This is a genomic window from Psychrobacter proteolyticus (assembly GCF_039762275.1).
GTDB classification, from domain to species: Bacteria; Pseudomonadota; Gammaproteobacteria; order Pseudomonadales; family Moraxellaceae; genus Psychrobacter; species Psychrobacter proteolyticus_C.
The window spans coordinates 356,847-378,204 of the sequence record NZ_JBDLOB010000001.1 but is presented as its reverse complement, the minus strand read 5'-3'; the positions used below and the strand labels follow the sequence as shown (position 1 = coordinate 378,204).

At 40.8% G+C, this 21,358-nt stretch carries 10 protein-coding genes; 7 read left to right on the top strand and 3 right to left on the bottom strand.

Annotated elements, in window-relative coordinates:
- Positions 1 to 543: 543 nt before the first annotated feature.
- Positions 544 to 1,170 carry an OmpW/AlkL family protein gene (locus tag ABFV72_RS01485; RefSeq protein WP_347162019.1) on the top strand — a complete coding sequence of 209 codons (627 nt, stop codon included), beginning with the start codon at positions 544 to 546 and terminating at the stop codon, positions 1,168 to 1,170.
- Positions 1,171 to 1,366: 196 nt separating this feature from the next.
- Here the strand turns inward: ABFV72_RS01485 and ABFV72_RS01480 are convergent, their stop codons facing one another.
- Together ABFV72_RS01480 and aceE are read right to left on the bottom strand one after the other, a co-directional pair.
- Positions 1,367 to 3,088: a 2-oxo acid dehydrogenase subunit E2 gene (locus ABFV72_RS01480; protein WP_347162017.1), complete on the bottom strand. Its 1,722-nt coding sequence runs from the start codon at positions 3,086 to 3,088 to the stop codon at positions 1,367 to 1,369.
- 28 nt (positions 3,089 to 3,116) lie between these two features.
- Positions 3,117 to 5,927: a pyruvate dehydrogenase (acetyl-transferring), homodimeric type gene (aceE, locus tag ABFV72_RS01475; protein ID WP_191115074.1), complete on the bottom strand. Its 2,811-nt coding sequence runs from the start codon at positions 5,925 to 5,927 to the stop codon at positions 3,117 to 3,119.
- A 540-nt stretch (positions 5,928 to 6,467) separates the two neighbouring features.
- Between aceE and ABFV72_RS01470 the strand changes: the two genes are divergently transcribed.
- The 6 genes from ABFV72_RS01470 to ABFV72_RS01445 all read left to right on the top strand — a co-directional run bounded on the left by ABFV72_RS01470 (position 6,468) and on the right by ABFV72_RS01445 (position 20,522).
- Complete coding sequence (locus ABFV72_RS01470) at positions 6,468 to 8,435, top strand: hypothetical protein (protein ID WP_347162015.1); 1,968 nt, start codon at positions 6,468 to 6,470, stop codon at positions 8,433 to 8,435.
- A gap of 488 nt (positions 8,436 to 8,923) precedes the next feature.
- Positions 8,924 to 10,927 (top strand): hypothetical protein, encoded by a 2,004-nt coding sequence (locus ABFV72_RS01465; protein WP_347162013.1) that lies wholly within the window; start codon positions 8,924 to 8,926, stop codon positions 10,925 to 10,927.
- A 514-nt stretch (positions 10,928 to 11,441) separates the two neighbouring features.
- Positions 11,442 to 11,906 (top strand): hypothetical protein, encoded by a 465-nt coding sequence (locus tag ABFV72_RS01460; protein WP_347162011.1) that lies wholly within the window; start codon positions 11,442 to 11,444, stop codon positions 11,904 to 11,906.
- Between the two features lie 79 nt (positions 11,907 to 11,985).
- Complete coding sequence (locus ABFV72_RS01455) at positions 11,986 to 14,136, top strand: beta strand repeat-containing protein (RefSeq protein WP_347162010.1); 2,151 nt, start codon at positions 11,986 to 11,988, stop codon at positions 14,134 to 14,136.
- A gap of 135 nt (positions 14,137 to 14,271) precedes the next feature.
- Positions 14,272 to 19,590, top strand: a complete 5,319-nt coding sequence (locus ABFV72_RS01450) for a hypothetical protein (protein ID WP_347162008.1) — start codon at positions 14,272 to 14,274, stop codon at positions 19,588 to 19,590.
- A 155-nt stretch (positions 19,591 to 19,745) separates the two neighbouring features.
- The gene (locus ABFV72_RS01445; RefSeq protein ID WP_347162007.1) at positions 19,746 to 20,522 is read left to right on the top strand and encodes a hypothetical protein; all 777 of its coding nucleotides are present in this window, start codon (positions 19,746 to 19,748) and stop codon (positions 20,520 to 20,522) included.
- A 116-nt stretch (positions 20,523 to 20,638) separates the two neighbouring features.
- Here the strand turns inward: ABFV72_RS01445 and ABFV72_RS01440 are convergent, their stop codons facing one another.
- Positions 20,639 to 21,331, bottom strand: a complete 693-nt coding sequence (locus ABFV72_RS01440; protein WP_101205430.1) for a TetR/AcrR family transcriptional regulator — start codon at positions 21,329 to 21,331, stop codon at positions 20,639 to 20,641.
- Positions 21,332 to 21,358 lie beyond the last annotated feature (27 nt).

Here is a 21,358-nt window from a genome sequence, read left to right as displayed (position 1 = left end):
TATTGGCTATACAAAATGCAGATAATAAATATAGACCGATACCAGCAGTATAAACACAATTAGTAGGATAGAGAACCTTAAGAACTGTTCGTCAGCGCGAAGCTGTTGGCTAATATCTTGCGCAGGTATCAAAAACAAGTGACATTCAGGACAACAAGAGTCTACCTGATTCAGTATTTTCATCGTACGCGCATTCGTACAGCGTAGAGGGGAGTTACTGCAATAGCCAAGCATAATATATTGCACCTCTTGTTGAATCATAAATAAGAGATACCGACTTACGTCAATGACACTTACTTAAAAAGCAGCTTTTGTTGTGTTTAATTATAGACTGTAGACAATTGAATTACACGTAAATGTAATTTATTGCAGAAACATTGCTAATTTATATTTAAAACCTTACCAGTAATAATGATTTTCGTATTATAATAGAGATTAAATGTTACAGATTAAACTTTAATCATGACATTATGTATCAGTAGCTAATGCCATCCCTCATTAGAAAACTACTGATAATTTTTTATTACGTTAAGGAATGAAATGATGAAACTACAATCCCTAGTTTTAGCAACTGCTGCTGCACTTACAATGACAACTACTTTTGCAGTCCCTGCTGGTACTTGGTCTGTTGCTGCTGGCGCACATTATGTTGATCCTAAAAGCGACAACGGTACTCTAGATAACGGTCTATCTGTTGATGTTGATGGCGACATTCGTCCAACTATCAGTGGTGAGTATTTCATCGCTAACAACGTTGGTGTTGAGCTGCTAGCTGCTATTCCATTCCATCATGACATCACTCTAAAAACTGGTGATACTACTATTGATGCAGAAACTCAGCACCTACCACCTACTCTATCTGTACAGTATCACTTCGATAGCTATGACTTGCCTATGAATGTGAAGCCTTTTGTTGGTGTTGGTGTGAACTACACAACATTTTTCAAAGAAAGAATCTACCTTGGTAACGGTAATGATTTAGAGCTTGATGATAGCGTTGGTGTAGCTGGCCATGTTGGTCTTGATATTCCTTTTGCTCCTACCGAAGCTTTCCGTATCGATGCCCGTTATATGGACATCAAAACAGATGCAAGCCTAAACGGTACTGATATCGGTGAAGTTGATATCAGCCCTTGGGTATACGGCGTAGCATTTGTTAAACAGTTCTAAATTAGTAAAGTATAATGCGTAATAAGAGCCAGCTTAATAGCTGGCTTTTTTGTGCCTATTAATTACGGCTACTACCGTTTTTCTACTCTAACTACTAAGCAATTATTTATAAAAATAGCTAATAACCTGTAAGAACAAATAATCTCCATAAAAAAAAGACCACCCGTGGGCAGTCTTTTTTAATTACTAGTTAGCTTTAGATCAAAATACGACGTGGGTCTGCTAGTAGCGTTGCGATATAACGAGTGAATACAGCAGCGTCTGCGCCATTGATCACACGGTGGTCATAAGACAAAGACAGTGGTAGCATCAAACGTGGCTCAAAGCTTTGCTTTTTGGCATTCCAGCGCGGCTGCATACTTGCTTCAGAAACACCTAAAATACCAACTTGTGGCCAGTTAACTAACGGCGTAAAGGCGGTACCACCCAAGTTACCTTGGCTCGATATGGTAAAGCTTGCCCCTTGCAAATCTTTGGTACTGAGCTTCTTATCACGAGCTTTTACTGCAAGCTCGCCGATCTCAATCGCGATTTGCTTCAGGCCTTTATCTTGTACGTTTTTGATAACCGGTACGATAAGACCATCATCTGTTGCCACTGCGATACCCATATTGACACTTTTGCGCAATATGACCTGAGTATTATCATCGCTCAAATGACTGTTGAATCGTGGATGCTGGGTCAACGCGTAAGCAGTAGCTTTAACCACAAATGCCAAGATAGTAAAGCCAACACCTTCAGCTTTCATGCCACCTTTTAGCTCACTACGTAGTTTCTCAGTTTCAGTGATATCAGAAAGATCGAACTGCGTTACTTGCGGTAGCAAAGTATTGTAGTTGAGCTGTGGTATCGAGACTTTCTGCAAGCGGCTGAGGTCTTGCGTTTCTGTCTCACCCCAGATTTCAGCGTTACTCATGTCAGGCAGTTTCGGTAGACCTGAGCTAACAGGATTGCCACTCACAGGTGCCGCTTTCTGCTTGGTTAGACTGTTTTTAACATGTGCAAACAAGTCCTCTTTTAGAATGCGATCATTTAGAGCTGAACCATTCACTTGTGTGATATCCACACCCAACTGACGCGCTAGTTTACGGACGGCAGGACCTGCGTACACATCAACCAATTTTTCATTGACCTGTGCTTCAGTTAATTTACCCTCCGTTTTGCTAGCAGCTGTATCAGTATTGGTCGGTTTAGCAGCTTGTTTTGGCTCACCAGTGGTTTTAGCAGCTGATTTATCTTCTGTTTTGGCTGGTGCTGGCTCTTGTGGCTTAGGAGCTTCAGATTCACTATCACTAGCATCATCTGTACTACTTGCCATGATGACGATAAAGTCTTGACCATTAGCAACCATATCACCTGCTTCGACCAAGATTTTCTCAATCTTACCAGCAACTGGCGCTGGCACTTCAACCGATGCTTTATCTGATTCGATTAGCAAAATCGACTGTTCAGCGCTAACAGTATCACCAACGCTCACCATGATTTCAGAAACTTGTGCCTCGTCAACACCTAAATCAGGTAATGCATGAGTAGTTGCTTTACCAGCATTAGCGGCTGGCTTAGCAGCAGACTCTGATTGCGTTGACTCAGTTGCAGCAGGTTCAGGTTTTGATTCTGGTTTAACATCGTCTGTGCTGTTTGCTTCTTGCTCTTCAGCAGCAGCATTGTCATCATTATTTTCTGCGCTATCGTCTGCGCTTTCAAGCTCAATTAGCACCATACCTTCGCTGACTTGATCACCGATAGCAACGCTAATCTTAGTCACTTTACCAGCAGCAGAGCTTGGTACTTCAACCGATGCTTTGTCAGATTCTAATAATACGATGTTGTCGTCTTTTGCAATGACATCACCAACTTCTACCATAATCTCGCTGACTTCGGCGCTATCCACACCTAAATCGGGGGCTTTAATGTCCATGATTTATTTCCTCGTCTTATGGTTATTATTATTTGACATCTTTATCATCAAGTACATTTGCATCTGCTTGATCTTCAGCACGGCCTTCGTTACTGATTTCATCATCGTCTTCAGCGATAAATTCGGGTACAGGATTTGGATTTACGTTACCTGGTGCTGGTGCATCTGGAGACTGATCATAGTAAGACTGCTGTTGCCATGCAGGTGGATGGTCTACATCGATACCTAAGCTTGAAATCGCATCTTTAACCAAACGCATCTCAACTTCACCTTCGTCCGCTAGGCGTTTAAGCGTTGCCACAACGATATGCGCCGCATCAACGTTAAAGAAACTACGTAGGTTTTCGCGCGTATCAGAACGGCCATAACCATCGGTACCTAGAGTCGTGTAAGGACGGTTATCTGGCAACCAAGCACGAATCTGCTCTGAATAGTTACGCATATAATCTGTCGCTGCAACCACGATACCTTCGTGCGGTGCTAACTGCTCAGTAACCCAAGGCACTTTCTCTTCGTCCATTGGATGTAGACGGTTGTAGTCATCACAAACCATACCATCACGAGTCAACTCATTAAAGCTGGTTACGCTCCAGACGTTAGACGTAATGTTGAACTCGTCTTTTAAGATTTGTGATGCCTTCTGTACTTCACGTAAAATAACACCAGAACCTAGTAGTTGCACTTGTGTTGAGCCATTGTCTTCAAGTAAGTACATACCACGTTTGATACCTTCTTCGGCACCTTCTGGCATAGCAGGTTGCTCGTAGTTTTCATTCATTAACGTCAAGTAATAGTAAACGCGCTCGCCTTCACCATACATACGGCGTAGACCGTCATGCATGACCACAGCTAGCTCATAACCAAAGCAAGGATCATAGCTGACACAGTTTGGCACGACATTGAATAGAATCTGTGAATGACCATCTTGATGCTGCAAACCTTCGCCATTAAGTGTCGTACGACCAGCAGTTGCGCCTAACAAGAAGCCTTGTGCTTGACAATCACCTGCCGCCCAAGCCAAATCACCCACACGTTGGAAACCAAACATTGAGTAATAGATGTACATCGGAATCATCGGTAGCGCGTTGACAGAATAACTGGTTGCCAAGGCAATCCAAGTACTCATTGCGCCCGCTTCGTTGATACCTTCTTCTAACATGTGACCATCGATGGCTTCTTTATAGCCCATCAACGCTTCACTATCTTCTGGCGTATATTTTTGGCCAACAGCTGAGTAGATACCTAACTGACGGAACATACCTTCTAGACCAAACGTACGCGCTTCGTCAGGTACAATTGGTACAACGCGATCTTGAATGTCTTTGTTTTTGAGCATCGCAGATAGTAAGCGTACAAATACCATTGTCGTAGACTGCTCTTTACCATTACTGCCTTTTAACACCCGATCAAACATTGATAATTCAGGGATATTCAGTGGGATGTGACCACTACGGCGGTTTGGTAGATGACCACCTAACGACTCACGACGACCTTTTAGATACTTCATTTCCGCCGAACCTTCTTCAGGGCGGTAGAACGGTAGAGTCTCTAACTGCTCATCAGTAAATGGCAAATCAAAACGATCACGGAAATACATCAACGCTTCTTGATCAAGCTTCTTCACCTGATGCGATTTGTTGACTGCTTGCGTTTGGGCAGACAAGCCATAACCTTTAACGGTCTTAACCAAAATAACCGTAGGTTGACCTTTGGTTTTCATAGCTTCGCTAAAGGCAGCGTAAACTTTAACTGGATCATGACCACCGCGGTTCAGACGTGAGATTTCTTCGTCAGTCAACGCATCTGCCATCTCTTCTAGCTCTGGATATTTACCAAAGAACTCTTTGCGGGTAAATTCAGGCGTACGAGCTTCATATAGCTGATACTCACCATCCACCACTTCTTCCATACGTTGTTTAAGGACACCCGTATGATCTTTACCAAGCAATGAATCCCAGTTGCCACCCCAAATGACTTTGATGACTCGCCAGCCTGCGCCGCGGAATACTGACTCTAGCTCTTGAATGATTTTGCCGTTACCACGAACTGGACCATCAAGACGCTGCAAGTTACAGTTGACTACCCATATTAGGTTGTCCAACTTCTCACGACCAGCGAGAGAAATAGCCCCTAAGCTTTCTGGCTCATCCGTTTCACCATCACCTAAGAATGTCCAAATCTTACGACCTTCTTTTTCTAGCAAGCCACGGTTTTCCATATAACGATGTACATGGGCATGATAGATAGACATGATTGGACCAAGTCCCATTGATACCGTTGGGAACTGCCAGTAATCAGGCATTAGATATGGATGCGGATAACTTGATAGACCTTTGCCGCCTACTTCACGACGGAAGTTGTCAAGCTGATCTTCGGTCAAACGACCTTCTAAATAAGAACGGGCATAGATACCTGGCGCTGAGTGACCTTGATAATAGATCATGTCGCCACCGAAGTGATCGCTAGCTGCGCGGAAGAAATGGTTAAAACCCGTTTCATAAAGCGTTGCACTAGAAGCGAATGTCGCTAAGTGACCACCCAAGTCATCATCGTTTTTATTAGCACGCATAACCATGGCAAGTGCGTTATAACGAATCAAAGCACGTATCTTACGCTCCATGCCTAGATCGCCTGGGTACATTGGCTCGTCTTCAACAGCGATACTATTGACGTACGCAGTGTCTAATCTGTTGAACGGGAGGCCTTCTTGAACTGCCATATTGTATAAGGCTTTTAGGAGAAACTGAGCACGGTCCTTGTCTGCGTGTTTAACCACAGACTCAAAGGCTGCCAGCCATTCCTGTGTTTCGGTGCTATCAGCATCCTTATAATAATTCATCTTTGTTAATCCTTTTATATCAGTCATACCTACCTAATGGCAGGGCTTCATTGAAAAATGCATGATGAGAGATTGGTTTACTTATGACATCCTTGCTACGTCCAAGCATTCCATTGTTTTGTGCGATGATATACTGCTCAATTATAAAAATAGTATTACTCATATCGACAAATGCATCAAATCAACACATCTGCCAAACCGTCATAATGCTATAGCTATTCGTTTAATCATTATTTGACTATGACATTCCATTATAAGCTTTTACGGTTAAGTTGTTTATGGCTGTAGAGAAATGAAGAAATCGCAAGTATTTTTTAAATAAATAATGATTAGTTGTTAGGTAAATATTATTAATTAATAGCTTTGTGGAATATGATTGCTTGACTATGCAACATACGGTAACTGGTCATGACAAAAACGCCATTCATCTATTTAATATGATTTTTACAAAAATATTACTTAAAATATAAAATATGTATAACACATTTTTTTTTGGTAAATAAACGTTTACATTAGGCTTTAATACATAGGAATATTGAGATGCAAAAGGTAGAGCGACTTTTGAATTCAACGAAAAAGCATTTATTCAATAGATATATATGTCAGATGATGACATTGCTAGCTGCTATTCCTATGTTTTTTATTAGTAATGTAGCTTTTGCTGAAGCTGATCCCGTATGTCCAAGTGGACATGCTATGTATTATTTAGGTTCTAAGAGTACTACAACAGCGCCCAAAGCTACTTTGAGTTGGTCAGCAGCAGGCAACTCTAGTACCACTTACAGCTTTGACAGTGGTCTTAAACTTATCTTATCTTTTTCTGATATTAATTTTGTTAGGACTGGCTATCCAGAAGTTAGCAGCTTTACTGGTGTTACTACCAATGCTCTTAACATGCGTCATAGCAGCGAAAAAATTGATGTGAATCACAGGTTGACGGCCACTATTAACAAACCCGTTACAAAATACGGTTTTGTCGTTCAAGACCTAGATGCAAATGCTGCTGGAAGATACACTGAGTCGGTATCAATTGTTACTACAGGTGGTTCTTTTAGCAATTTCGCTAATAACTTTACTGTATCTAATTCGAATAAAACGATTACCGCAAACCAGTGGACCAACTGTAGTCCCACTCTTCCCTGTAATTTTAATATTGAATGGGATGCCCAAGCAGCAAATACACCATTCATTACGACTCATGGTAATAATTATGCTAGTGCCTCCACAACCACATCAACGGGTGATCATTTAGTAGGCTATTCTGATTTCTATTTTTGCCTGGCGCCGCCCAAACTCATTGTAAAAAAAGCGTTGAGTGGTACACGTGTCAATACTAACGATCAGTTTGAGATCGTAGTTAGTGGTGGTTCAGTGGCAACAAATAGCTTTACCACTACTGGTACAGGCTCAACAATCACTAACGGAACCAGTGCAACAATCACCCTAGCAGAGAGCACAAATTACACTATTACTGAGCGCGTGATGAATGGTACGACCCTAGGTGATATAGCCAACTATAATGCGACCTACGTTTGTAGTAATGCCACAACAGGTAGTACAACAGTAATGCCTACCTCTGCAATGAGTTATAGCGCCTCAGGCAAGACTCGTTCATTTGCGCTTAGTAATGTCGCTAATGGTGATGAAATTACGTGTACGATTACCAATACTCCTTCAACCTATACGTTTTCAGGAATAGTTTTTGATGATAATGGTGGGATTACATCAACTCAGGCAAGTGCAACTAATGCTGATATTACTAGCGGTGTTTATGCAAATAACTCAAACTATTTTAACGGCATATATAATCCCAATGCCCCAGAAACAGGTATTAGCGGTAGTACTGTCAAACTTGTAAATTGCACCAACACTTCTACCGTATATGGTTCACAAACAGTTACAGGGAGTGGTACGACTATTGGTCAGTACCAAATCAGCGTATCAAATAATACTTTAAACGGTAACACTAGTAATCTTTGTCTTATAGAGGAACGTACAGGTAGTACCTACCCTTTGCGTACTAACGATAGCAGTAAAACGATAGCTTTTTCGTCAAGTACTTACGACTATACAAATAATAACTTTGGTAGAGTGATTGCTGAAAATGTCGGATTAGTACTAAAAAAATACCAATATTTGAACGACTGTCCTTCTACTCTAACCTATACCTCTATTAGTGAAACTAGTACGCCCAATACAGGTTTTAGTACAGCAAGTATAAGTAATATTGAACCTGGTCGATGTATTGCTTATAAGATTTCTGCTACCAATCGTGCCAATGTGAACATTGACAGTTTTATTATGCGAGATACCTTACAACAAAAAGGCATCAATGGCGCTACTGTAACATCTGTACTTGCTAATCCAGCACTTTCTACAGTTGATTATACTGCTAGCGATAATCCAGCAATTGGAGCCAATGGTGAAGTAAAAACTAAAACCTTCGTTCTAAGTCCAAGAACCAAACGTGATTTTTACTTCAATACTAAATATGGCACTACTCAATAGAGTTAGCTTAAGAAGCTTATCTAAAATACTGATTAGATGAGCTTCTTATAATCTTAACCTGTTTTTTTACCTTCTTTAGAATTTGTTGCAATGCCCCTACTTCCAACTGAGAACTACCACCACTTAGTTAACTCAAATTACCTTTTATCGTTTTAATAGTGACTTTTTGTAAATAGTTTGTGATTATGATTTTACTGAAAAACACTTCATTTTCAGCACTTTTATAAGAAAAGAATATGAAGTATTTCGGGTTCTATACATTTGCTATGTTAATAGTTTTTGCGGTATTGACCATAAATACTTTTAAATTATAAGCCATAAAATCAGTGACCACTGAAAGACTAAAAATAACGATCAGTGATCATAAAACGTTTATTGAAACCCCGATTCACTACATTAGCTTGGTAAAAATCTACTTTATATTTGGAATTTCTATGAAATCAAGATGCTTTCACTATAGTCTCCTAACTATTAGTATCGCTGCTTTTATGAGCTTGAATACAGCAAATGCTGCTACTGCTACTGCTGTCAGCGCTCCGGCGGCAGCGATCAATAACAAAGCGTCCGCAAGTTATAGTATCGGTACAGTAGCTCAGCCTGTCGTCGAATCTAATACTGTCACGGTAAATGTTACCGAAACAGCAAACTTTTCTTTAATAGCCACGCTCGCTGGTGGCAATGCTGATGCAAATATAAACCAAGTAGCAACGCCTGGCAGTACCAACACCTTTACTCATACGTTAAGTAATACAGGTAACGTTCGAGATACTTATACGATTCGGACGACAGGAGATAATGATCCTGACATTATCACAACTAATAAAGACTATCCTCTTGGTGTAGCAAGTATCAATTTCGTCATCAAACAGACAGGTGGTACTGTTTTAACAGATGCTCAAAAAACAGCCTTGTCTGATTTTGGTCAAGCTACCACGACAGGTACAGTCGTTAATGGTGGTAGCATCAAATTGATACCAGGTACAATCGCTGAGCTTTCTTATGCAGCACTGACCCCTAGTACTCAAACAGGTAATCAAAAGGGTGTAGGTACATTAACTGCAACCAGTGCTTTTTTTACTACCGTAAACTCTACTAAACCTACTTTAGTCAATGAAAACCAAAGCATCGTCAAGTTACCTGTATTTAAGATAGAAAAGACAGCAACATGTCAAAGCTCTACAAATTGTAGCAGTCTCGATCTGAATGCTGCTAATACTGATATTACCTACAGTATTAAAGTAACTAACGCCACTACTGACTATAGTATCGCTGCTGACAATTTTATCATTAGAGATGTGCTTCCTGCTGGTATGACATTGTCTGGTAACGTGACTGTGTCCACCACTGGTGCTACCATCACTTCAACGGGTAAAGATAGTAGCAATAGACAAATCATCGATATCACTGTTCCAAGCTTGGCTGTTGGTTCTAACACTATAATTAGCTTCAAGGTGTCTGTTAATAAAACAACTCTATCTGCAGCAGGTTCAGCAACCAACCATGCTACTGTCTATGACAGATTCAGCAACACTGTACCAGTACCTGGGACTGATACTAGTGGGTATGATATCGTCGATAGTACAGATACTATAGCTACTAATAACGTCACAAGAGTTCCTGACGAAGGCACAGGTACAGCTGGTGCCGATACTGCCACTACTATCACTTTCACTGATCGCAAACTCACCATTACGGCTGGTACGACTAAGGAAATTTCCATATTAGGTGGCGAGGTAAAATATACCCATACCCTTACCAATACTGGTAATGCATCAGAAGGTGGTGTTAACCGTCCCATCGGTATTACAATCATAGATCCTGATACCGCAAAACCTCTTGAAGTCAAAAACCCTAAGTACAAACTCCCAAATGGCAACGAAATTGCATTAGAGGTTATTGATGCTGCTACGGGTAAATATAAACTACCTGTAGGCGTTACTTTGGCTCCAAACGCCACTGTCGAGATTAGCTATACGGTAGTCTCTGACGGTACAAATGCAGACCTTGGTAAATCAGAAACCAATAGTCTACAAGTTGTCTTACCTCAAGGTGCTACTGCTGACTCAACCTTTCCGACTGTTTCTGCTGTTTCAAATACGACAACTATTAAAGGTCTAACATTACTAAAGCAGTTGGCATTACAAGTTGGTTGTACTGGAGCGATTACTGCATATGAAGGGACACTAGGTTCTAACTCAACAGCAACCTTTAAAAGCAACCCAGGTGATTGTGTTTACTATAAAATTACAGCAACCAATACCTTTACCACGTTAAGTTTGAACAACGTGGTTGTGTCTGACTCAACCAGTCAATGGAAGGACGCGAATGGTAGAGTACAAGCAGTTTACCAAAATAATGCTGTTGGATCTGATGGTTCTAGTAATACTGGTTTGACAGGAACTGGTGATGCTCAAAAAGTTTCTACCACTTTTGCAACTCTTGCTAGCGGAGCATCAGGTACTTTAATTTTTTCTACCAAAGTAAGCTCATAGTTAGTACTTAGTTTGACCTAAGTAGCTACAACGGTTTAATTACATACTAAACAGGCTCGGTTTTAAATACATCTAAAACTAAGCCTGTTTTATTTGGTTGTTTTGCTTTTTACGTATCTCTTATCCTTAAAAAACTTCGTACTTCTTCCCACCTCTCTTATTGACGCCCCTCTCTTATAACTCATAGACACAGCTTTCTGTGACTGGTAAAAATCAGTTTGTTAGATAGTAAGCAGATATGTGTAAATTATCTGATCAAGAAACCTCTAAATCATTTAAAGCAGTATTTAAAATACTATCTTTGTGAATGTAAGCCATTAAGCGCTTTTAAACTACCATTTATCACATATCTGATGACTAATAGTAGTTCGTTTGTAATAATGTAAATATAAAAAGTTTATTTTGTCTTCATGTAACTATACAATCTACCTTAAATTATTTTGGCACACTTATTGCTTATCTAACAGTGGATAAAAATCTTACTAACAGTTTTGGTCTTAGCAAGGAATAGAATATGAAAATTTTTAACGCTTTACGTATCAGTTTATTAGCTACCTTAGCCTCTAGTTGTCTACTAAATGTAGCACATGCTGATGATGCTCTAAAAATGGAGTTAACGTCTAATCAAGTCGTGAAAAACTCGGAAGGTAAAACGATTTATACACCAGTACGTACCGCACCAGCAGGTACAGTAATCCAATATAAAGCAACTTATACCAATACCATCAACAAGGATATTAATGACCTGATGGTAACTTTGCCTATTCCTACTAACATGACATTTACTGGTGAATCAGTCCCTGCAAGCGCACAAGCTAGCACGGATGGTAAAAACTACGCTGATATGCCACTGATGCGTAAAGTAGATGGCAAAATGGTCAAAGTTCCATATTCTGAATACCGTACGTTACGCTGGAATATTAAGCTGTTACCAGCTAAGAAATCTGCAGCCGTTGCTCTTAATACCACCGTCAATTAGTTCAGTAGCTATTAAGCCCTCAACTTTTTCAAAACTCTACTTTTTAATCTAAGTCCTTACCATTTTTTTGGAGCATTACATGAAATCAAATACTTTTAACTACAGCATGCTTGCTGTCGGTGTTGCGGCTGTTATGGGTCTATCTACTGGAGCGAATGCTGCAACCCCTACTGGCGGCACTTCTGGCTCTTTTAATGTTACTAACAAAGCAACAGCTTCTTATACAGTTGCAGGTAGTGATGCTCCACAGAGTGCAGAATCTAATGTCGTGACAGTTAACGTTAAAGAAACTGGCTCTTTCTCTTTGATCTCGACAGTCGTTGATGATGTAAAGGATGATGATTTTGGTAAAGACCGTGCCATTAATGCGCAAGCGAGCTCAACAGTAGACTTTACCCATACATTAACTAATGGTGGTAACGTTAACGATACTTACAAGATAACCCTTGCTAATGCAGGCGGTGATAACTTTGATTACAACCTTAGCAATAGTGTCATAAAGTATCAAAAGGTCAATGCTGCTGGTACTAACATTGGTGGGGAAGTCACTATTGCTAATAACGATTCAATTGCATTAGCACCAGGTGAAAAAGCTCTAATCACAGTTACTGCTCAAGCTGATACTAAGCGTGTTGCCGATGCTAACGGCATACTAACGGTGACAGCTGAAAGTACATACTTAAAAGCGAACACTGCAAATACAGCTCCTGCTAATTATACAGCCGTCAATACTGATAATGCATTAACTAAGACACCAATCTATGCGATTACTAAGTCAGCTACGACCAATCTTGGTAACAAAAACTTTGACTTAAACAATACCGATGCTTTTGTTGACTACACTATTACTGTCAAAAACGAAGGTAATATCAGTGGTACTGCAATTAGCATCTCAGATGATCTACCATCAGGTTTAGTAGCGATAGCATCAGGACAGCAAAACTATAAAGCACCTTCTGTTACAACTTCTAATGGTAGTGCGGTGGGTACTGCTATCCTCTCGAACAGTAACAAAACAATCACTGTAGCTGGTCAAAACATCAAAGTAGGCGAAACTATTACAGTTACTTTCCGTGCGAAAAAGGCAACTGATGCAACATCTAGCAGCTTATTTACCAACTATGCAGTTGTTAGAGACAATACTAATAGTGATGCAAATGCTAACACCCCTGATATCATCGATAGATCTGATGATGGTGTGACGCCGGGCGGCCTAACAGAGAGCACTTATGAAAATACAGCTACACCTCTAATAGGTAAGGATGATAATACCAACGCGACTGTAACAACGACTAATCAGACTCGTGCTATTGCTATCACCCCAGGTGCGAACAAGGAAGTAGCTTTAGTTACTCCTACAACCAACAATGAAGTTGCCAACACTTATACTTATACCATTACAAACAACGGTACTGATATTACGGAAGCAGCAGGCACAGGTGATAACGATAGTTCTGTCAAACTTTCTATCAAGCCAACTGCGACTAGAAATAATGGCATTATCGATGATCCTAATATCAATATTACACGTGTATATGTAGATGCCAACAATAACGGTAAGTTTGACACGGGTGAAACTGAACTTGTAGGCGTAAACGGTATTTATGAGTTGAATGCTGCTACCCCATTTGTGACAGGCAGTACAACCACTCGTAAAGGCCTTGCTCCTGGCGAAAGTGTCAAAATTGGCGTGCAAGTTACCACGTCAGGTGAAGGTAGTAACGATCCAAACTCTCCACAAGCTAATGTAAACAACATAGGCGATTTTGAGACTTTGACCCTATCTATCCAACCTAAGGGCCCAGTTAACGGTACCGCTGTACCTACTAGTACTTCTGATAATCCCTTGTCTACAACGTCTACTACGACCATGCAGGGCGTTAATCTGGCAAAATACCAAATAGCAGCTGACTGCGGGGCAAATCCTGCTGTTAGCTCTGCTGCTTGGTCTATTAACAATGCAACAGCGACTGCTGCTCAATGTATCTTCTATAAGTTAGAAGCTAAAAATACTTTTACCGATACGGCTAAAGTTATTAATAATCTTGTTGTATCAGATACATTAGACGACAAACTGACCTACCAAGCCAACAGTTTTTCAGCTTCGCCGACAGCAACTAACCAATCTCTTGGTCAGACGATAAAGGTTACATTTGCAACGGTAAATGCTGGTACAACCGCTAACGTTGTATTCTCTGCAAAACCTTCACAAACTGGTACTAATCAATAAATAATTCAATCTATCTATCTATGAGTAGTAAATGCTACTCATAGATAAACGCTCTAGCTTGACCTAATCGATTTTGATGAACCAAGCTAGAGAGTTACTACCCTACTCTTCTATGTTTTATTGGATAAGCGACATATGACTCTATCTATCATGACACCGTCTAATCGTACTACGTTGCATACAGCGAAGATCTCTGCGCTGACGGCTGCAATGTTGCTTATGCAATCAAATATGGCTTTTGCTGCGCCAAATACTCTTGTACAAACTATCAATAACATTGCTAATGTAGATTATGCTGTTGAGTCTCTCAAACAAAACGGCATTTCAAATCAGGTAGAGGCCAAAGTATCAGATCTACCTGAATATGGTATTAGTTTGACTCAGCAAGCTCTACTTACTGTCATGCCTAATACACAAGTAAGCTGGGTCAACGTGCTGAGCAACACCAGCTATAGTGATCAAACTGTCGAACTGACACTTGCTATATCGCCAACTGTCTCTAATTTAAAGGTCTATCAAGATCTTAATAATAACGGAGAAGTCGATTCAGAAGATCGACAAATCATGCTCGATAACATGAGCGCTCAGATCAAGATTGGTCAGAGTGAGAGTATTCAGCTTATCGTACAAGCTCTATCAGATGCCAACGGTGAAGATGGCGATACTGCCGATGTGAAGATTGGCGCTATCATACTAGAAGACCCATCAATAGCAGCTGTCGAAGCAATTGACAGACTGGTTATTGTTGAACCTAAAATCAACTTTACCACGCCTCAATTTGACGGTACTAAAACTACCTCACAAATCGGTGACAACGTTTATATAGATGCAAGCTATGCGCAGTGTAATGTACAATCTGACAAGCCTGATCAAGTATGGATTACCGTTAAGTCTCCTGCAACAGGCGACACCTATTCTCTTAAAGGAATTGAAACTGGTAATAATACAGGCAAATATCGTCTAACTGCACCAACACAAAAAAACGCCAACGCTATTAATGATAAGTTCATTCAGACACTAGCTAACGATACTTTAACTGCTAGTCTAGAAGCGTGTATTGCTCCTTCTGTTGGTACGGACGCTGATCAGCTACCAAGTAATAGTGATTTTACTGTACGTATCGATGATCTAAGTTCTCAAGTAAATATCATTGATGATAGTGCCAGTTTGGTTGTCACGAAAGAAAGTGATGTTAAGAGTGCAGAGCTTGGTGATTATGTTAGCTATACTATTAATATTACTAACAATGGTAACTCTACTGCTTACAACGTACAGCTAAAAGATGCACTACCACGTGGTTTTGACTATGTTGAGAATAGCGTACGTGTTAGTCCAACGGCTGATATTGATATCAATCAAGCGCAGACTACTGAGTTTAAAGCTTATGGTAAATATCAGGTATTGAACTTAGGAAACATGGCAGTTAACGAAAGTAAAAAAGTTACTTATCGTGTGCTCATCGGTGCGTCATCGCTAGGCGGCGATGGTATCAACCGCGCCACCGCAGTTGCTAGAAATGACCAAGGTCAAAACGTAGGCTCAAGAGAAGCTCAGTGGAAGATTGATGTAGAACGCGGCGTAATGAATACCGATGGTATTATCGTCGGTAAGGTCTATCACGATATCAACCGCGACGGTATTCAGCAAAAAGAAGACGGCGAACTTGGTGTCGCTGGTGTACGTATCTATATGGAGAACGGCAACTTCATCGTGACTGATCCTGAAGGTAAATATAACTTCTATGGTATCAGTGCCAAAACACACGTACTAAAGGTCGATCGTACTACTATTCCTAGAGAAACTGAACTGGTCACTCAAAGCAATCGCAATGCTGGTGATGCCGGTAGTCGTTTTGTTGATTTGAAATACGGCGAATTACATCGTGCGGATTTTGCAATCGTTGGTGGCATGGCAGATAGCACTGAGCGCTTAAACGCTGAGCTAATTGCTCGTAGCAAGTCAGTAGGTGCTAAGAACGATACCCTTGAGCAAGCTATCAAGACTGAGCTAACACTAGAACCAGACTATGATACCGACAACACTGACAATGTAGATGCTAGTGGCTGTAATATTAATGGCGACTTAGATATCGGCAACAACTGTGATTCAGCTATCGTTAATGACATGGTTAATCCAGCAGATAGCCGTGTTGATATGACGGTAACCACTGTTGCTCCACCAGTAGAAAAAGAGCTCGAAGAATACTTAAAAGAAGTGGCGAGTAATGATGTTGCCTTCATCAACCTAAGCGAAGGTCAGCAACTTAGCACGTATAAACAAATGGTCCAAGTTCAGGCACCACTAGGCTCAACTTTCACTTTGTATGCCAATGGCAAGCCAGTATCAGAACAAAAGATCGGTAAAACTGCTGAGCAGAAAAAGCAGAGTGTTGTAGCTTTCGATTACTATGCTGTTGACTTACAACGTGGTAAAAACTCCTTGCGTGGTGTTGCGACTGATATAAATGGTCAGGTCATCTCTGAGCAAACTATCAAGGTATTAACCCCTGATAGCCTACAAGCTATCGACTACCGTACTCAAGCACAGTTAGTACCAGCTGACGGTATTAGTGAATATCAGGTAGTCATTAGTCTAAAAGATCGTGATGGTCGTCCATATATTGCATCAACTCCGATTACTATCGATACGAATATCGGCCGAGTTAATCTAAAAGATGGCAGTAAAGACCAATCTGGTACTCAAGTAATCGTATCTGGTGGTGAGCTGTTAATACCTGTGACTGCACCTAGCGTACCAGGTAAGGGCGAGCTAGTAATTGATACTGGTAGTAGCAAACAAATCATTCCGTTACAGTTTACTGCTCAATTACGTCCACTACTTGCTGTTGGTATTGTAGAAGGTGCTATTTCACTAAAAGACTTTGACGGTAGCAGCATTACCGATGCTCAAGGTGCATTTGAGCAAGAACTAAATGACTTTGCTGGTAATGATGATTACACAGCTTCTGGTCGTGCCGCGATGTTCCTAAAAGGAAAAGTACGCGGCGACTATCTGCTAACACTTGCATATGATAGTGATAAAAAAGGCGAGCGTTTGTTCCGTGATATCGATCCGGGCGAATACTATCCTGTCTATGGCGACTCATCAGCTAAAGGCTTCGATGCGCAGTCTACTAGCAAGCTTTACGTGCGCCTTGATAAAGGTCGTTCGTTCGCTATGTATGGTGATTTGAAAACTCAGATTGATGATGACGAAGGTATCAAGCTTGGTCAATACAACCGTACATTAACTGGTCTAAAAGCTCAATTTGAAGATAGCAATACTCGCGTTACTGCCTTTTTAGCAGAGACCAGTACTAGCCAACGTGTAAATGAGACTCGCGGTTTGGGCATTTCAGGCCCATATCCATTGGCTGAGAACTTCGATGCGGTATTAGAAAACTCTGAAACGGTTGAAGTTATTACTCGTGACGCCAACAACCCTGGGCTTATTATCAATCGTGAGACGCTTACTCGCTTTGCTGATTATGAGATTGACCCTATCAGCCGTAGCCTATTCTTGACGGCACCGATTGCTAGTCAAGATATCGAAGGCAATCCTATCTATATCCGTGTCACTGTCGAAGTTGATGAGGGTGGTGAAGATTATTTGGTCGGTGGTATTGCAGCGAAGCAGCAACTAACGGATAAAGTCGCCATCGGTGGTAGCTATGTAAATAGCGATGACCCATTGAACAAAGAAGAGTTGGCTAGTGTTAATAGTGTTGTTAAATTCAATGATAAGCTAAAACTGGTCGCAGAATATGCGATGAACAAAGCTGAAAACCCAAATTTTCAGTCAAGTAATCAAATCAACGCGACAGAATTGACTGATAGTGATGTTGAAGGTAATGCACTACGTATTGAGCTTGATTTTGATAATAAGAAAAATACGCTTGCTAAAGCTTATTATAATGATGCTGATGAAGGTTTTGTCACTGGCGCATCACCGCTTACGGCTGGACGTACTGAGTCTGGTGTAGAGGTTACTCATACTCTAAATGATAAGAAAACTGCTCTTAAATTAGAAGGCATACGTACAGAAGAGCATACTACTGACGCTAGCCGCGAAGGCGTGCAAGCGAGCATTGAGCATCGTTTAAGCGAAAACATTGTTGGTGAAATTGGGGTTCGTTATTACAAACAAGACGCGACTGCTGCCTCACGTAATACTCAAGCCGCGACAGACGTTGTAGATATTACAGACGACACTTTGTTTAATGATGACATCATCAATCAGTCAGCGTTGAGCAGCATTAGTGACGCTGAAGAAGATATTGAAGGTACGACTGTTCGTGCTCGTATTACCTCTCGTCTACCTAAGTTGAATAATAGCTTGGTATTTGCAGAGTATGAGCAAGATATCGAAAACAGCTCACGTAATGCGACTTCTATCGGTGGTGAGACACCGCTCGGAAATCTAGGTCGACTATACGCACGTCATGATTTGATCAATAGCCTGTCTGGTACTTATGGTCTTGATGATACAGATGAGCGTCAACGTACCACTGTTGGTTTTGACGCGACTTATATGAAAGATGGTAAGGTTTATAGCGAATACCGTATGCGCGATGCCATTAGTGCACGTGAGGCAGAAGCAGCCATCGGTCTAAAAAACAAGTGGTATGTTCAAGAAGGTTTAACTTTAAACACTTTATTTGAGCGTGTTGAATCTCTGGAAGGTGAAGAAAGCAACACTGCAACAGCGGCAGGTATTGGTGTTGAATATCTTGCCAAAGAGAATTATAAAGCATCAGGACGTTTTGAAAAACGTTGGGGTGAAACAAGTGATACGCTACTTGGTAGTGCTGGTATCGCCTATCGCTATACTGATGAGGTTACCTTCTTAGCCAAAGACATCTATTCACGCACTGACTATAGTGATGGCGATCGCACTATCAATCGTTTTCAGCTAGGTGCTGCGTATCGTGACTACGATAGCAATCAGTTAGATATGCTTGCAAAATTCGAATATCGTTTGGATGATAATAATACTGGCGATGACGCTTATCAAAAAGACACCATGGTTTGGTCATGGAATGGTAATTACCATCCTACACGTCCGTTGACGTTGTCTGGACGTTATGCTGGTAAGTATACAGAATACGAAGCAGATAGCTTAACCAGCGATAACACGGCTCACGCTGTTTATGGCCGCGGTCTTTATGACATCAGTGAGCGCTGGGATATTGGTTTACAAGCAGGTACTTACTGGAATGATCAGGCAAATGACTTGGCTTATATGCTTGGTGCAGAAGTGGGTTATAGCCCAATGACCAATCTTTGGTTATCACTTGGTTATAACTTCATGGGCTTTGAAGATGAAGATATTGCTTATGACGATAGTACTCAGCAAGGTGCTTACTTTAGATTGCGCTTCAAGTTCGATGAAGACTTATTCAAACGTGAAGACCCACGTAAGAACCAACGTCTAAGCAGCAATTCTGCATTTTAATTGTTTGATACTAATGATACTGTCGTAAGTACAACCTTATGACAGTATCATGATTGTCTTATGATGAATTATTTTATCATTCAATAAACAATTAAGTCAGCCCTAGTAATGGTAAATAATACCAACGTTTATTACCTTAACATAAGGTTTACACCATGTTTGATTCAGCCATCAATGTAGCACCTTTCAAGCGCTCAGTATGCGTTACACTATCAGCTTTATTCTCATTAACCTTTATGCAGCCAGCTTTAGCTAAGAATGAGACTGTCCAAGTGGCTAACTCAACTAGCATGGGTGAATATTGCCGCGATGATAGTCAGATTCAAGCACGCTCTTATAGATATCAAAGCGAACAACAGCGCCTGTTAAATTGTATGGTCACGCAATTAAAACCCTATCAACAAAAAGACAGGACAGCAGCTCAACAGTATTTCGCATATAAAGCGCAAGCGTGGTTGAACTATGCTATTCATCAAGACAGTATGAATAGCCGCTCATCCGCTGGTCAAGTTGCATTAGAAATGGCAGAGCCTATATTGCAAGCGCTAGATAATGACACGGTACAAGACTTGGGCTTGCATCAAGATATTCCGTCTACCTCTGCCTTGATGCGTCCTGATCTATGGGCAACTTTAAGCGCGCTTAAAGACGGTGATGGCATAGCGTCAGCACCACGTGAGATGGCATTTAGTGAAGTGGCTTTGATTTGGGCTGCGACCAATCAATGTGCACGAGGCTGGCGCGAATCTGGTATGCATTTTCGCATGGCCGATCGCTGGCTTGAACAAGCCCGCGAAGCTTACGTCAATGCAAATGACTCACAGACCAATGTAGCGCTAGAGAAGTCAATAGTCAGTTATCATAAGCAGTACTCGCCTTTAGACGCGAGCGATGATACTTGCCATGGACAAGATCTGACATCGAACCGTTAGAATAATCGCTGCTTTATTAGAGATATTAATCTCTATTACTTCAAATCTTATACTAAAAATTAGACGCAAAAAAGCCGACATATTTGTCGGCTTTTTTATGTTCAAAGTAAGCTCAATTATCGGTTTTTACGTGGCAATTTTTCTGGTAGGTAACAACGTAAATAAGCAATAAATGCTGTATTTGCTTCTTGGATATACTCTTCAGTGATACTCTGATGACGGCGATAAGACAACGTAAAGATAGCATTTACGATACTATAAGCAATCAACAAGGTATCTTGGATATCATGGAAGTTTGGCATCTCATAACGCTCTGACAAACGCTTATAGACCAGATCAACAATTTGATGATCCATATCTTCACCAAAACTGTCACCTTCAAAATCAGGTGTATTGGTGTCATAGATAAGCTTGGCTTTTGTCTCATCGTTATGGAATATCGTAATACAATGATCGATAAGCGCCGTTAAATACCCTTGCCATCTATCATAGTTACCAATATCGACCGTCTCTACCATCTCTAATATTTCAATCGCATTCAAAAAACGCAATGCTAAAAATATTGCTTCAATATTAGGGAAAAAATGGTAAGCAGAAGCTCTTGGTATGCCCGCTTCTTCACACACAGCTGCTAACGTAATATCGTTAATAGCATGCGTTTCGCTCAATTTTTTGGCACCAGCCAATAGTTTTTGGCGACGTGCACGGCCTTGTTGGCTAGTAAACTTAAACTTATTAGGTACAAGCTTTTTTGCCAATTCCGAATCTACCAACACATCTTCAATCTTTTCGTCTTTATTATCACTCATTGTGAATCTCTTAATGTTGCGCCCTAT